Origin of the sequence: Xenorhabdus anantnagensis, from assembly GCF_028598555.1 — a bacterium.
Classification (GTDB): Bacteria; Pseudomonadota; Gammaproteobacteria; order Enterobacterales; family Enterobacteriaceae; genus Xenorhabdus; species Xenorhabdus anantnagensis.
The window spans coordinates 48652-63452 of record NZ_JAQRFN010000009.1; the positions used below are offsets into that span (position 1 = coordinate 48652).

Sequence of the window (14801 nt, forward strand, 5' to 3'; positions counted from 1 at the left end):
AGTGGTTGGAAAAATAAATAGTTGGAAAAAATGAATAGTTGGGAGGAATGAAAATTGCTGGAAATAATGGATTATGAAGAAAAGCAGAATCTCGAAAAGTGTTGGACATTATTATCAATAATGTCCAACACGTATTATCACATCACTTTTTGCAATTCTTTCAGCAATGTTTCCTTACGTTCCATCATGTTTTTTATCGCTTTTTGTTTCACATGACCAAAACCACGGACTTGATTGGGAAGCTCTGCGAGTTGCTGACAGGTTATCAAATTATAGCGATCCATTTTTTCGATCAAAATATCAATTAATCGCTCATATTCAAGCAGCAAATTTCTTTCCTGCTTACGCTCTTCCTGATAGCCAAAAATATCGAAAGCAGTACCACGCAGTGGTTTACATGCAGCAAGGAAACGCAATAAAGGAATGATCCACGAGCCATATTCCCTTTTTCCTCGTTGGCCTGTGCGGGGATCTTTGCGATTAAAGAGCGGAAGGCTGAGATGAAAGCGGATATTATCCGTATTATCAAATTGCGAGCGGAGCTTATCGAAAAAATCGGTTTTGACATAGAGCCGGGCGACTTCATATTCATCTTTATAGGCCATCAATTTGAATAAATTTTCAGCAACAGATTTAGTGATTTCTTCTGCATCGATCTGCTGAGTCACCATTTGGATTTGGGCAACACGACTAAGATAATGCATCGCATATCTTTCATTTTGATAATCCACTAGAAATTGATACCGATGCATAATGAGATCGTCCAGACTTTTTATATTTTCTGACGAAGCCATATTGAGTTTTTTTTGCAGAATATCTGGTTGTGCTGCCGCGATTCGGCCTATATAGAAAGCTCGCCGAGCATTATCGGCGGAGGGGCCTAGTTCCTGAATGACATTATCAATGGAAGATAATGTGATTGGGATTTTACCGAGCTGCCAAGCGTAACCAATTAATATGATATTTGTTTGATCCCTGTCACCAACTAGCTGGGCAGCCATCATTTCTGCATCAATGGAGCGCAATGTCTGTGTGTGTTGACTAAGGGTATCTAGCATTTTGCGATGATCCAAATCCAGCATAGGGGCGCGAAGCATAGTTCCGATTTGGGTTTCATGGGTGTTCAGTATGCATTTTGTTGATCCTCTCGACATCACTTCCAGTGAGTTTTGCCCTGTTGCTGCCACTAAATCAGCGGCGATGATCAAATTGGCACGTCCGCGATCGATCCTGACTTGGTGTAGTTTGTCCTGATCATGGCATAACCGAACATGAGCTATGGCTTCCCCTCCCTTTTGAGCAAAACCAGTAAAATTCAGCAAACTGACGAAGCAATTATCCAATTGTGCAGAATTTGCAAGCAGATGCCCTGCGGTAATGATTCCTGTACCGCCGATACCGACTAACAGGATTTCATAAGGAGTTTCAGCAGAAGCCAGTGTTGGTAGTGGCAATTTGCGGATAATTTTGTCTAACTCAGTATGCGGGATGATTTTACTGAGATCTGCCCGTGGATTGGCATTCTCGACCGTGATAAAGCTGGGGCAAAATCCTTTCAGGCAAGAGAGGTCTGAGTTGCAAATATGTTGGTCTATCTTGCGCTTAGTGCCTAAAAGCGTTTTAACCGGAATGACGGCGAGGCAATTTGATTGTATTTGACAGTCTCCACATCCTTCACAAACCAATTCATTGATGATGGCATGGCTCGTCACTTTTGGCACCAAGCCCCGCTTTCTTTTGCGGCGTAGCTCTGTGGCACAGGCTTGATCGTAGATGATTACTGTCACGCCAACGATATCTCGAAGACGTTTTTGCACATCTTCGAGATAATCCCGTTCATAAAGTTTCACATTGGCAGGAAGGTTGTTTTTACCTTTGTATTTATCAAGGTCATCCGTCACGATAGCCACTTCTTTCACACCTTCTGCCAACATCAAAGAAGCAATTTGCGATGTAGTAATATTTCCATCCAGCGGCTGCCCACCTGTCATTGCCACGGCATCATTGAACAGCAATTTGTAAGTAATATGGCTCCCCGCAGCGACAGATTGGCGAATGGCTAAGTGACCAGAATGGAAATAGGTGCCATCTCCCAGATTTTGAAAGACATGGGAGCGATTCACAAACGGAGCATGTCCTATCCAGTCGATACCTTCTCCCCCCATTGGCAAGAGGCCGCTTCCTGTGTTGCGATCCATCCACGCTGCCATAACATGGCATCCTATGCCAATCTGGGCTTGGCTACCGTCCGGTAAGCGCGTTGAAGTGCTATGAGGACACCCGGCGCAGAAATAAGGTGTGCGTTTTGGCAAAGAGGTATCGTGCTGAATGGGATTTATGGACCATTCAGGAGGAACGGAAAGAAATAGATTGAATTGCTGTAACCATCCTGAAAGTGGAACGGCAACCCGTGAGGGGCGTAACTCAACGTCAGTGGGCAACAATTTCTCACCAAGATGGTTATGCTTACCTATCAGGTTGGTATTTTTTTGTAATTTAACCAATTGATGTGCTAGCAGCATTTCAACAATGGCGGTTTTTTCTTCAATGACAAAAATATTATTGACTTGAGTGGCGAGTTCGCAGAGAAGCGGTGATAAAGGATAAACCAAACGGACATGGAGAAGGGCAACGCCTTGTTGGGCCAGTTCTGAAGGCGTTAAGTCTCCGGCACGCAGGGCTTCCATAACATCCTTGTGAGCCTTGCCAACAGTGACTAATAAAGCGTGTGGATGCCCGCAAGGGGCGAGTAAGTAATCAATGGGGTTAAGTTTAGCGAAATTTTCAACGGCTTTCAGTTTATAAGACAAGCGCTTTTCAATTTGCGGGCCGGGGAGATCAGGCCAGCGCCAATGCAGCCCATCAGGGCCAGGATCAACCTGCGGAATTTTATAATCAGGGAATGGCTTACTTTCTATGACAGCACCACTTTCCACAATTTCACTGATTGCCTTAAAACCAAACCATGCACCACTTACACGTGATGCCGCCCAGCCCCATAAGCCGACATCACGATAATCAGCAATTGATGCAGGATGTAAAATGGGCATAGTCCACGCCATCATTGCGAGATCAGATTGATGGGACATGGAAGAAGAGACACAACCATGATCGTCCCCGACGATAACAAGCACACCTCCGTGCGGAGAGGAACCATAGGCATTGCCATGTTTGAGCGCGTCACCAGAACGATCCACGCCGGGCCCTTTGCCGTACCACATCCCAAAAACACCGTTAACCTGCCTGTCAGGATCTGTTTCGACTTTTTGTGTTCCTATCAATGCATTGGCGGCAAGATCTTCATTGACAGCAGGCTGAAAACGAATATTGGCTTGGATAAGTTCTTTGCTGTGTTGCCATAATGTTTGATCTAAACGGGCTAAAGGTGAACCACGATAGCCCGAAACAAACCCTGCTGTGTTGAGATTATGGATTTCATCTAGCTCAGCTTGAGCGAGTAGAAGGTCAACCAGCGCTTCAGTGCCCGTGACAAATTTAGATTGATAATATCGAGCCATAATTTTTGACCCTCTCTCAGGAGAATAATCATCTAAGTAACAACCAAAATCGATGCTAATCTATTTCTACAAAATACTTACGACAACCATAAATCTTATTAGATGTTAGTTAGTTGTTTATTTAATGTTAATTCTTGGCTGTTGGGTATTTAAGATAACTACTGGCGTTACGGTATGGATTTTTTGTATCAAACTCGGACGAATATCTTTTGAGCGTTTGGCGCGGAAGTGGATGCAAAGGGGTTGCCATCTTATTTGAACATGTTCATAATGGCGCCCATTCCTGATATGCAGGTTGCATCTCAGGTTAATAATCTTAACCATCAAATGCGGGAATAGCTCAGTTGGTAGAGCACAACCTTGCCAAGGTTGGGGTCGCGAGTTCGAGTCTCGTTTCCCGCTCCAATTCTCTTCATTCTCTTTTTCTATATTATTTATTTCCTATATTTTCAGTCCGTGAAATTTTAATAAACCTCGCTTAAAACCATAACTTCTGTTGATTAAGTTAATCCATCTGTTATTCGTTATCACTATGATGCCGGAATTTGATATCGCTTTTCTGGCCAATCCACATGAATATATCCCAGTGTGTTGAAAAGTAAGTTCTTTTTTGTTTGCACTGGGAAGGTAATGTATCTCCATGATCATCATTGGAAACCTGCGGTTTTAGGATAATCACTGTAGGTATCGGTGGCACTAACTAGTAGATCCTCATTTTCAGCGATATTCTGATGATATGTATATGCATTGTCGTTATGTCTGCCTTAAATAGCGACAATTATCTTTGTCTATTAATCGCCGGTGCTGATTAAAAAACTTCTTTTCTTGGCCTTTCAAAAATCGTCGTTAAGGATAGGAGTGTAGAAAAGATGATAAGAACCGGAGAAAGATATCTTGATGATCTGCGTGATGGACGAACTATTTTTATTAATGGGGAGAAAATCACAAATCATGTGGATCATCCCGCGTTCAGAAATGCTATTAGGTCGGTTGCGAAATTGTATGATTATAAAGTTAAGCATACCGACAGTATGACTTTTAAGACGGGGACAGGTGAGCCGATTTCTCTGTACTGGCAATTACCGTCTACACCAGAAAAATTAATTGCTCGTGGTCATGCTGCTTATGAATGGGCGAAGCAGACGGTTGGTTGGCTTGGAAGAAGCCCCGATTATGTCGCAGCGGCTCTTACCGGAATGATAACGCATATTGAATTGTTTGAATCTTATTCACAGGAACGGGCTAATGCTTTGCGGAATTATTTTTCCTATGTGAGTGAGAACGACCTTTATTTGACTTATGCGTTGGTTAATCCACAAGGTGATCGCTCAAAAACACCTGGTGAACACACTAAAAATATTTATCACACTCTCGGTGTGGTGGAAAAGAATGCGAAGGGGATTGTTGTCAGAGGAGCAAAAATGCTGGCAACGGGAGCAGCTCTGGCAGATGAAGTTTTGATTGGTACGTATTTTCCCTTCAAAGAGGGAGTGGATGAGCGATATGCTCTCTCTTTTGCTATGCCACTTAATACGCAAGGTATCAAAATCATTTCAAGGAAATCTTACGAATTAGGCGCAAATCCCAAGGATTATCCACTATCGTCCCGGTTTGATGAAAATGATTCAATGCTCTATTTTGATGATGTGCTGGTGCCTTGGGAAAGGGTATTTGTTTTCGAAGACATTGAAATGTGTCTCAAGCAAATAGACTCAACTGCTGCAGAAACGATGATGGATATCCAAAGTCTGGCCCGTTATGCTGTCAAATTACATTTTTTAGCCGGTTTGGCTCAAACTATGGCTGAAACAAACGGTGTTGCCCAGCTCCCCGCAGTGAAGGAATCACTTGCACAGTTAGCCTGTTATGCAATGAATATTGAGGGGCTGTTAAATAGCGCACTCCATTGCCCAAAAGTTTATAACGGGTTTTATCTGCCGGATACAACTCTGCTTTGTACATATCGGGTTATTTCGCAGTCAATATATCCCAATGTATTGGAAACGATAAGGAAATTGGCTGGTGGCGGTATTTTGATGTTGCCATCAGGCGAGGCAGATTTAGAAAATAATGAAATTTTAGAAATAATTGAGAAAACCCAGTATTCGTCAATTGTTTCCCCTGTCGAAAGAGTCAGGTTAATGAGGCTAGTGTGGGATGCGGTTGGGTCAGAGTGTGCTTCAAGGCATCACCAATATGAATTGTTTTATGCAGGTGCTCCTTATCAGACGTTAGGGAGCCTTTACAAACAATATGATTGGGAAGCATCAAAGGCATTGGTTGAGCAAATAAGAATGCTTTAATCTGGCTTTTTATCTACTAAACCTACTGACCTTGGTTATGGGACATTGTCGGTGGGAATAGTTGGTAAGGGGTAGTTGGTAGCGAGTAGTTAGTAATAAAGTCGTTAGTAATAAAGTAGTTAGTAATAAATAGTGCCAGCGTGGAGATGTTGGCACTTATTGCAAGCAATATATTATATTTCAACGGGTTTATATTCACATAATCACCTTAATCTCACCCAAAATATAACCCCCTATTAAAAATACAATTTCACTCAAAAAAAATTGTCAATAAAGCGCTTGCTATCCTGCTTCAACAAGCCCATAATGCCGCCTCATTTTTGAAGAGGCAGAGGAAAATTTCTCCATTAGCGTCTAGAATGGATGAGTGGACTATGACTTCGCTGCTGATTTCTGGTGTTTTCTACTAGAATTCAATCCTTGTTTTTTATCCACAGAATTTAACATTACCGCTCTATTGAGTCACCTGATGATGCTCGTCTTATTACACAGAGTTATCCACAGGAGACTATTTCGTATTTGGCTTCTCTAACTTATGTATTAAAATAATAGTTAAAACTTAACTTATTGATTAATTGAAATAATTGATCTGATTTTAAAATATTATTATCAATGTTCATTTTCTGTTTTTTAGTTGGTTAGAAAAGTATTTCTATTTTATTCACAAGGAGATAAAAGATTTTTTTGACAATAAATTAAGCTGATTGATTATTAAGCATCTCGCGGTAATCCTTTGGTTATTGCTCGTATCAATCGTTTTTGTTGTGAGGTTTGAACTTCAATTGTATTAGCATTTCGGCGAGCCATTTGTTGAGCTATAGCCCAGTGGATATGTTCATCCAAAACTTCACTTAAACCCATTCTTTTTTCCAATACCAACACGATATCAGCTTGATACGGCGCATTGCCCAACGCGACGGAAATGTTGCGTAGCCAGCGTAAATATCCAATACGGCGAATTGCTGAGCCTTCTGTGATACGCAGGAACTTTTCCTCACTCCAATTGAATAGATCCAGTAGCTCAGGAGTATGCAGTGCTGCACGTGGGCTGAAGTCGGCTTCATCCGTTAATTGAGAAAAACGGTTCCAGGGGCAAATAAGCTGGCAATCATCACAGCCATAAATCCGGTTGCCCATCAGTGGACGAAATTCTTCCGGAATGGCACCTTCCAATTCAATGGTCAGATAAGAAATACAGCGTCGGGCATCAACAGTGTAAGGCTCGACAATAGCGCCCGTTGGGCAAGTTGTCATACAGGCTACACAGCGTCCACATTGCTCATCTTGTGGAGCATCAATAGGTAGGGGAAGGTTAATCAGCAATTCGCCCAGGAAAAACCAGGAGCCTGATTCACGGTTCAATATAAGTGAGTGTTTACCAACCCATCCAAGCCCTGCTTTTTCTGCGAGTGGGCGTTCCATAATAGGGGCGGAATCGACAAAAGGACGAAAATTCAGAGTTCCCTGATATTCATGAGTGTCACAATATTCTTGAATCTTGTCACCCAGTTTTTTGAGACGCTGACGCAGCAGTTTATGGTAATCTCTGCCCAGCGAATAGCGGCTGACATAACCCATGTGCGGATTGTTAAGTGTACTGGCAAACGCGGCCTTAGCGGGCAGATAATTCATGCGTATACTGATAACCCGCAAAGTTCCCGGCAGAAGTTCATGAGGGCGTGCACGCATCATGCCGTGACGCGCCATCCAGTCCATTTCGCCATGATATTGCTTATCAAGCCATTCCTGTAGTCTCGGCTCTTCTGCCGATAAATCGGTGTCACAGATGCCGACTTGCTGGAAGCCAAGGGAAAGGCCCCATTGCTTGATATTTGTTGCTAGAAGATTCAGATCGAGGGGGGTTGTCATGGGATATCAAATTACTGCTGAAAGAGGGCATTTAGCTTAACACAGTGGGGGTTGAATACAAAAAATGTGGTATGTGGCCGTTACGGCGGTGTAGAAGATGCTAAATGGTAATGTCTGAATTATGTTATGGTTATTGGTTAAGCTATTTAACTGATATGTCTGCCTGATTAGTCTCTAATTCAATAAATCAAAATAGATATTTTTCGATGAAAGAACTCGTTTTATCACTTCCAAATGAAGATGCCACAGTCGCATTAGGTAATGCAGTGGCGGCAGTTGGCGATCGCGGCTATGTTATTTATTTGTACGGCGATCTTGGCGCGGGGAAAACTACGTTCAGTCGTGGTTTCTTACAAGCTCTCGGCCATCAGGGGCATGTGAAAAGCCCAACTTATACGCTAGTCGAGCCTTATACCTTACAACCACGGCCTGTCTATCATTTCGATCTTTACCGTCTGGCTGATCCTGAAGAGCTGGAATTTATGGGGATACGTGATTATTTTCATCAGGACTCCATTTGTTTGGTGGAGTGGCCTCAGCAGGGGGCGGGTGTTTTGCCTGACGCTGATATTGAGTTGCACTTGAGTTATGACAGTGAAGGGCGACAGGCTTGTTTTGTTGCGTTATCTGAATATGGTGAAAATCTGTTGGATAATTTGAAGTCCTTATGAAGGAATACCCGACCATGATGAATGCCTTTTTCGTGAATATTTTCGTGAATGTGATAAAAAATTGGCGTGCCCGTTGGGTGATGGCCTGTGTTTTGTTTTTCATGTTGAACCCGTTGGTCATGGCAGCAGCATCAGCGGCTACGTTGTCGAATATTCATGTGAGTAATGGTCCATCTGAGACCGTAGTGACGTTGGAATTCGTTGGCGGGTATCCTGATTATCGATTCTTTCCTTTGCATTCTCCTGAACGAGTGGTGGTGGACATTCGCCAAGCCAGTAAAATTTCTGGGTTGCCGATGCGTTTATCTGATCGGAATCTGGTAAAACTTGTACGTTCCAGCCAGTCACCTGATGCTCATCATCAGCGGCTGGTGCTGGAATTGGCACATAAGGCCACGACCACTTCCACGGTGAAACATGTTGGTAATAAATCGCAAGTAGTAATGACGCTGAAAGCCAATGGCGCAGGGATAAACTCATCTGTATCCAATAAACACGTATCACAAAGTGAAAGTAAGTGGTTACTTACAAGTAATGCGTCAATGACGGGAAAAGAAACAGGAAAAGAAACTAAGCCAGTCTCTAATCGCCATGAGCAAGGTGCAAAAAAACAGCTGACTCAAGCTGCGAAAGAAAGAGGACCCCGTACGGTTGTTATCGCCATTGATGCGGGGCATGGTGGACAAGATCCTGGTGCGATTGGGCAACGAGGGCTGAGAGAGAAAAACGTCACTAGTAGCGTTGCCCGTAAATTGGAAGCCCTTTTACGCAATGATCCCATGTTTACGCCTGTATTGACGCGAAATGGCGATTATTTTGTCTCTGTGGCTGGGCGTTCTGAAGTTGCCCGTAAGCATAAAGCCAATATGCTGGTCTCGATTCATGCGGATGCAGCCCCCAACCGCAGCGCCAGAGGTGCTTCTGTCTGGGTGCTCTCTAACCGTCGTGCAAACAGTGAATTGGGGAACTGGCTGGAGCAGCATGAGAAGCAATCGGAATTATTGGGAGGTGCGGGAAATGCCCTCGCCAATGGCACTGATCCTTATCTGAGTCAGGCGGTGTTGGATTTGCAATTTGGGCATTCCCAACGAGTTGGTTATGACGTTGCCATGCAAGTCTTGAACCAGTTATCCAAAATAGGTTCCCTGCATAAGCGTACACCAGAACACGCAAGCCTTGGTGTGCTGCGCTCGCCGGATATCCCGTCCATTTTAGTCGAAACAGGTTTTATTAGTAATTTGTCTGAAGAAGGGTTATTGGGTTCCAACCAGTATCAGGAAAAATTGGCACAAGCCATTCATTTGGGACTACGTCACTATTTTCTGGCTAACCCATTACAGGCTGCGCCGAGATAAATAGCAGGCTGCACTGAGATAAATAGTCTGTGCCAAAGTAACCAATATATGTCGGTCAAAATAGGCTCGATAGGTTCTAAATTGCGATAGGCTCTAAATTGTAAGTAAGGTTAAATATGGCTATCAAGATATTACCCCCACAATTGGCAAACCAGATTGCTGCCGGTGAAGTGGTTGAACGCCCTGCTTCTGTAGTGAAAGAATTGGTGGAAAATAGCCTTGATGCCGGTGCAACCCGCATTGACATTGATATTGAACGGGGTGGCGCAAAGCTGATTCGGATCCGCGATAATGGTTGTGGCATTAGCCAGCAGGATTTGACTCTGGCATTAGCGCGCCATGCAACCAGTAAAATAGCTTCATTGGATGATTTGGAAGCGATTGTCAGTATGGGGTTTCGTGGGGAGGCTCTGGCTAGTATCAGCTCTGTTTCAAGGCTGACATTAACTTCCCGCCCTGAAAGCCAGACCGAAGCGTGGCAATCCTATGCAGAAGGCCGTGATATGGAAGTCACGGTGAAACCCGCCGCTCATCCTGTTGGGACAACGGTTGAAGTGTTGGATCTGTTTTATAACACCCCTGCCCGCCGAAAATTTCTGAGAACGGAAAAAACGGAATTTGGTCATATTGATGAAGTGGTGCGCCGGATAGCTCTGGCACGGTTGGATATCGCCATCAATCTGAATCACAATGGAAAATTGGTGCGCCAGTATCGTCCTGCTAAAGATGAGTCTCAGCATGAACGACGCTTGGCAGCCATTTGTGGGGCAGCATTTGTACAGCAGGCGTTGGCGTTGTCATGGCAGCATGATTCCTTGTGCATTAAGGGCTGGATTGTTGATCCTGTGAGTGCCACGGCAATCAGCGATATTCAATATTGTTATGTTAATGGACGTATGATGCGGGATCGCCTGATTAATCATGCGATTCGTCAAGCTTATCAGGACTTGATTCAGGGTGAACAACAGCCTGCTTATGTTTTGTATCTCGAAATCGATCCGCACCAAGTGGATGTCAATGTGCATCCAGCCAAACATGAAGTGCGTTTCCATCAGGCTCGCTTGGTTCATGATTTTATTTACCAAGGAGTGGCTGCGGTACTTAAACAACGCGGAGCGGGAGATACGTTGGAGCTTGGCTGTCAAGAGACTGCTGCGAGCTGGGTGCCGGAAAATCGTCCTTCTGCAGGAGAGAACCATTTTCTCCGCAATCGTGTAGTGCAGGCAGATACAGCCTCTTCACGTCACCATGGTGGCACACAGCACACGCATCATGGGGAAAACTACCAGAAAAAGCAGGGTGAGTTATACCAGAAGTTGATGCATTCCTCACCAGAAGAAAAACGTCCGTTATTTCCAGAGAACGATAAACGGGAAAGCACTCTTCTGGGAAAAGATACACCTAAATCGGAAAGAATTTCTCCGTCACCGAGCGCGCCGACTTCCAATCCGGTATCTGTCACGGCTGCATCTGCCCTTACTGCATCAATGCAAGCAGGGCAGGGAAAATACAGTTTCGGAAAAGTATTGTGTATCTATGCAGGTTGTTATGCCTTAATCGAATCCTCTGTGGGAGTTGGGCTGCTTTCTCTGCCAGTGGCTGAACGCTGGTTGAAACAGGCACAACTGACGCCGGGGGAACAAGGGCTAAAATCCCAGCCGCTATTGATCCCACTGAAACTTGCTCTCAATCAGTCAGAAATGAACGTTTTGAAGCAGAATAGTGACCTGTTAAAGACTTTTGGTATTGAATCGACAGTCGCGCATGGAAAAGTAACCATTCATGCGGTATCGTTGCCTCTGCGCCAACAGAACCTGCCGAAACTCTTGCCGGATCTGTTGGGCTATCTCGGGGAACAACCAGCGGCTTCTGCTGAGCAAGTTGCTATTTGGCTTTCCCGTCACGTGGGTAGCGAGCATGAAACGTGGAACATCGCGCAAGCCGTCCAGCTTTTGGCTGATGTCGAGCGTCTTTGCCCTCAACTGGTGGGATCGCCACCGGATGGGTTATTACAGTTAATTGATCTACAAGCAGTGGTGGCACTTCTTAATCATGAGTGATTTAAAAACTCAACATCTGCCGACAGCCATTTTTATTATGGGGCCGACGGCCTCCGGGAAAACGGCATTATCGATCGCCTTGCGCCAGCATCTTCCGGTTGAATTAATCAGCGTTGATTCTGCGTTGATTTATCGTGGAATGGATATTGGGACAGCAAAACCTTCCGCAGAAGAGCAGGCATTGGCACCTCATCGTTTGATCGATGTTCTTGATCCTGCCGGCGTTTATTCTGCGGCTGATTTTCGCCGTGATGCATTGCAAGAAATGGCAGAAATCACAGCCGCTGGGAGAATTCCACTCTTGGTTGGTGGAACCATGCTATATTTCAAAGCATTGCTGGAAGGATTATCGCCTTTGCCTTCCGCAGATCCAGAAATTAGGGTTCAGATTGAGCAGCAGGCTGCGGAACTTGGGTGGGACGCATTGCATCGGCAATTACAGGAAATTGATCCAGTTTCTGCTGCAAGAATTCACCCTAATGACCCACAACGTCTTACTCGTGCACTGGAAGTTTTTCGGATTTCGGGTAAAACTTTAACTGAATTGACTGAAATATCTGGGGAAGTGCTGCCTTACAGGGTTCATCAATTTGCGATCGCGCCAGCAAATCGTGAAATATTGCATCAGCGTATCGCGGCTCGTTTTGAACAAATGATCAAATCAGGGTTTGAAGATGAAGTGAAAGCGCTTTATGCTCGTAAGGATTTGCATACAGATTTACCCTCCATTCGTTGTGTTGGTTATCGTCAGATGTGGTCTTATCTTGCGGGCGAAATATCTCATGATGAGATGGTTTATCGTGGTATCTGTGCGACACGCCAATTGGCGAAGCGTCAGATCACGTGGCTCAGAAGTTGGAGCAATGTGACCTGGTTGGATAGCGACCAACCTAAACAAGCCCTAAATACAGTCATGAAGGTTATTAGTACATAAATTCATTGATTGTGTACAATTGATCAGTACAAAGTATCATTTTTGAGTAGTTACTTTTTCGAACCAATCGGTTCTTAGTTAAAAACAAAATATAAGGAAAATATAGAATGGCTAAGGGGCAATCTTTGCAAGATCCATTCCTGAACGCTTTACGGCGTGAAAGGGTCCCGGTTTCTATTTATTTGGTCAACGGCATCAAATTGCAGGGTCAGATTGAATCTTTTGACCAATTTGTCATTTTACTGAAAAACACGGTTAGCCAGATGGTTTATAAACACGCCATCTCGACTGTTGTGCCTTCCCGTCCGGTATCTCATCATGGTAACAATCAGGGTGCGCCGACTGGAGTTGGAAATTATCATGCTGGCGCTAGCACAGCAGCACAACAGGAAAGTGATGGCGCTGAGTAAATCAGCGACCATACCTGACGTAAATAAAACATAGGTAGGGAGACTTTACCTATGTTTTTTCTTATTGGGTTTTTACTTAGCCTGAGGGGTTGCACCGTTGTTTGATCGTTATGAAGGCGGAGAGTTAGCCGTTCTGGTGCATGTTTTCTTCTCACAGGAAAAAGATACGGAAAATCTCAGTGAATTCGAGTCATTGGTGACTTCCGCAAATGTTTCTCCTGTGCAGATTATAACGGGAAGCCGGAAGGCGCCTCATCCGAAATATTTTGTCGGAGAGGGTAAGGCAGAGGAAATTGCTGAAGCTGTCAAAAACAGTGGTGCAGATGTGGTGTTATTTAACCATGCCCTTAGCCCTGCTCAGGAACGTAATCTTGAGCGCTTGTGCCAATGCCGTGTCGTTGATCGCACGGGAGTGATTCTGGATATTTTTGCCCAGCGAGCAAGAACGCACGAAGGCAAGTTACAAGTCGAATTGGCACAATTGCGTCACCTGTCCACCCGTCTGATTCGGGGCTGGACTCACCTTGAACGCCAAAAAGGGGGAATCGGGCTGCGTGGACCTGGAGAAACCCAGTTAGAAAGTGACCGCCGTATGTTGCGTGACAAAATCAAGCAGATTTTGGGACGTCTCAACAAAGTAGAGAAACAGCGTGAACAGGGGCGTCAGGCACGCAATAAAGCCGATATCCCAACAGTTTCTCTTGTCGGTTACACTAATGCAGGGAAATCCAGCCTATTTAATAAAATAACTTCAGCTGAAGTTTATGCGGCTGACCAGCTTTTTGCTACTCTGGATCCGACACTGCGCCGGATAGACGTGAATGATGTTGGTGCGGTTGTTCTGGCTGATACAGTAGGTTTTATCCGCCATTTGCCTCATGATTTGGTGGCTGCGTTCAAGGCGACTTTGCAGGAAACCCGGCAGGCGAGATTGTTGCTGCATGTTGTTGATGCGGCAGATAATCGTCTTGATGAAAACATTATCGCTGTTGACAGTGTCCTTGAAGAGATTGAATCTCACGAGATCCCTTCGTTACTGGTGATGAATAAAATCGATATGTTGGAAGATTTTATTCCCCGCATTGATCGTGATGAAGAAAATCGTCCGATCAGAGTGTGGTTATCGGCACAAACCGGTGAAGGTATTCCTCTGTTGCTGCAAGCATTGACCGAGCGTCTTGCAGGTGAAATAGCGCACTATAAATTGCATCTTCCACCTGAAGCTGGGCGTCTGCGCAGCCGTTTTTATCAGCTTCAGGCCATTGAGCGCGAATGGATGGAAGACGATGGTCAGGTTGGTGTTGAAGTCAGGATGCCAATGGTCGATTGGTGTCGTTTGTGTAAACAAGAACCTAATTTGCCAGACTATGTTGTCTGATTGATTGGCGCAAGACAACAAACAAGGTATCATTTTATCCGCCATTTCAGGGTACTTATTTATAGAGTAACAGAGATGAAATGGCAGTGGTGAAATGACTGTGCCAGAATTGCAGTGACAGGATTAGCACTGTCAAAGGTATCACCCAATAATATTGGTTGCTTATAAAAACGATGAAGTTCGTCGTTTCTGCCCACGGAGGCCGCTGTCATACCTGTCAGGGGCAGGCAACGGCCTGTGAAGTGGGAAGCCTCACCCACATTTGGGTGGAGAGCAGTCACCTCTGAAAAACCAGTAAAAACT

The 14801-nt window shown here is 44.6% G+C and carries 11 protein-coding genes and 1 tRNA gene; 8 read left to right on the forward strand and 4 right to left on the reverse strand.

Going from position 1 to position 14801, the window contains the following annotated elements:
* Positions 1–137: 137 nt before the first annotated feature.
* Positions 138–3518 (reverse strand): indolepyruvate ferredoxin oxidoreductase family protein, encoded by a 3381-nt coding sequence (locus tag PSI14_RS08790; RefSeq protein ID WP_273575558.1) that lies wholly within the window; start codon positions 3516–3518, stop codon positions 138–140.
* 329 nt (positions 3519–3847) lie between these two features.
* On the opposite strand from PSI14_RS08790, the gene PSI14_RS08795 reads away from it, so the two are divergent.
* Together PSI14_RS08795 and PSI14_RS08800 are read left to right on the forward strand one after the other, a co-directional pair.
* Positions 3848–3923: transfer RNA gene (locus tag PSI14_RS08795), tRNA-Gly, on the forward strand.
* A gap of 464 nt (positions 3924–4387) precedes the next feature.
* Positions 4388–5821, forward strand: a complete 1434-nt coding sequence (locus tag PSI14_RS08800; RefSeq protein WP_273575559.1) for a 4-hydroxyphenylacetate 3-hydroxylase family protein — start codon at positions 4388–4390, stop codon at positions 5819–5821.
* A 22-nt stretch (positions 5822–5843) separates the two neighbouring features.
* Here PSI14_RS08800 and PSI14_RS08805 read toward each other — a convergent pair whose 3' ends face one another.
* Together PSI14_RS08805 and queG are read right to left on the reverse strand one after the other, a co-directional pair.
* Positions 5844–6020, reverse strand: coding sequence for a hypothetical protein (locus tag PSI14_RS08805; RefSeq protein WP_273575560.1), 177 nt, complete (start codon positions 6018–6020; stop codon positions 5844–5846).
* Positions 6021–6532: 512 nt separating this feature from the next.
* Complete coding sequence (gene queG, locus PSI14_RS08810; protein WP_273575561.1) at positions 6533–7690, reverse strand: tRNA epoxyqueuosine(34) reductase QueG; 1158 nt, start codon at positions 7688–7690, stop codon at positions 6533–6535.
* Positions 7691–7896: 206 nt separating this feature from the next.
* On the opposite strand from queG, the gene tsaE reads away from it, so the two are divergent.
* The 6 genes from tsaE to hflX all read left to right on the forward strand — a co-directional run bounded on the left by tsaE (position 7897) and on the right by hflX (position 14498).
* Positions 7897–8361: a tRNA (adenosine(37)-N6)-threonylcarbamoyltransferase complex ATPase subunit type 1 TsaE gene (gene tsaE / locus PSI14_RS08815; protein WP_273575562.1), complete on the forward strand. Its 465-nt coding sequence runs from the start codon at positions 7897–7899 to the stop codon at positions 8359–8361.
* Between the two features lie 14 nt (positions 8362–8375).
* A complete protein-coding gene (gene amiB / locus PSI14_RS08820) occupies positions 8376–9716 on the forward strand; it encodes an N-acetylmuramoyl-L-alanine amidase AmiB (protein WP_273575563.1) in 1341 nt (446 codons plus the stop codon).
* Positions 9717–9832: 116 nt separating this feature from the next.
* Positions 9833–11776: a DNA mismatch repair endonuclease MutL gene (mutL, locus tag PSI14_RS08825; RefSeq protein ID WP_273575564.1), complete on the forward strand. Its 1944-nt coding sequence runs from the start codon at positions 9833–9835 to the stop codon at positions 11774–11776.
* On the forward strand, positions 11769–12710 hold the full coding sequence (miaA, locus tag PSI14_RS08830; protein WP_273575565.1) for a tRNA (adenosine(37)-N6)-dimethylallyltransferase MiaA: 942 nt from the start codon (positions 11769–11771) through the stop codon (positions 12708–12710). Before mutL ends, miaA begins: the two co-directional genes overlap by 8 nt.
* A 107-nt stretch (positions 12711–12817) precedes the next feature.
* Positions 12818–13120, forward strand: coding sequence for an RNA chaperone Hfq (hfq, locus tag PSI14_RS08835; protein ID WP_273575566.1), 303 nt, complete (start codon positions 12818–12820; stop codon positions 13118–13120).
* Positions 13121–13217: 97 nt separating this feature from the next.
* The gene (gene hflX, locus PSI14_RS08840; protein WP_273575567.1) at positions 13218–14498 is read left to right on the forward strand and encodes a ribosome rescue GTPase HflX; all 1281 of its coding nucleotides are present in this window, start codon (positions 13218–13220) and stop codon (positions 14496–14498) included.
* 59 nt (positions 14499–14557) lie between these two features.
* Here hflX and PSI14_RS08845 read toward each other — a convergent pair whose 3' ends face one another.
* Positions 14558–14779, reverse strand: a complete 222-nt coding sequence (locus tag PSI14_RS08845; protein WP_273575568.1) for a hypothetical protein — start codon at positions 14777–14779, stop codon at positions 14558–14560.
* Positions 14780–14801 lie beyond the last annotated feature (22 nt).

Excerpts from the sequence above, each read along its gene's own strand:
- PSI14_RS08790 (WP_273575558.1), bottom strand. The coding sequence starts at position 3,518 with ATGGCTCGATATTATCAATCTAAATTTGTCACGGGCACTGAAGCGCTG.
- PSI14_RS08800 (WP_273575559.1), top strand. The coding sequence starts at position 4,388 with ATGATAAGAACCGGAGAAAGATATCTTGATGATCTGCGTGATGGACGA.
- queG (WP_273575561.1), bottom strand. The coding sequence starts at position 7,690 with ATGACAACCCCCCTCGATCTGAATCTTCTAGCAACAAATATCAAGCAA.
- tsaE (WP_273575562.1), top strand. The coding sequence starts at position 7,897 with ATGAAAGAACTCGTTTTATCACTTCCAAATGAAGATGCCACAGTCGCA.
- amiB (WP_273575563.1), top strand. The coding sequence starts at position 8,376 with ATGATGAATGCCTTTTTCGTGAATATTTTCGTGAATGTGATAAAAAAT.
- mutL (WP_273575564.1), top strand. The coding sequence starts at position 9,833 with ATGGCTATCAAGATATTACCCCCACAATTGGCAAACCAGATTGCTGCC.
- miaA (WP_273575565.1), top strand. The coding sequence starts at position 11,769 with ATGAGTGATTTAAAAACTCAACATCTGCCGACAGCCATTTTTATTATG.
- hfq (WP_273575566.1), top strand. The coding sequence starts at position 12,818 with ATGGCTAAGGGGCAATCTTTGCAAGATCCATTCCTGAACGCTTTACGG.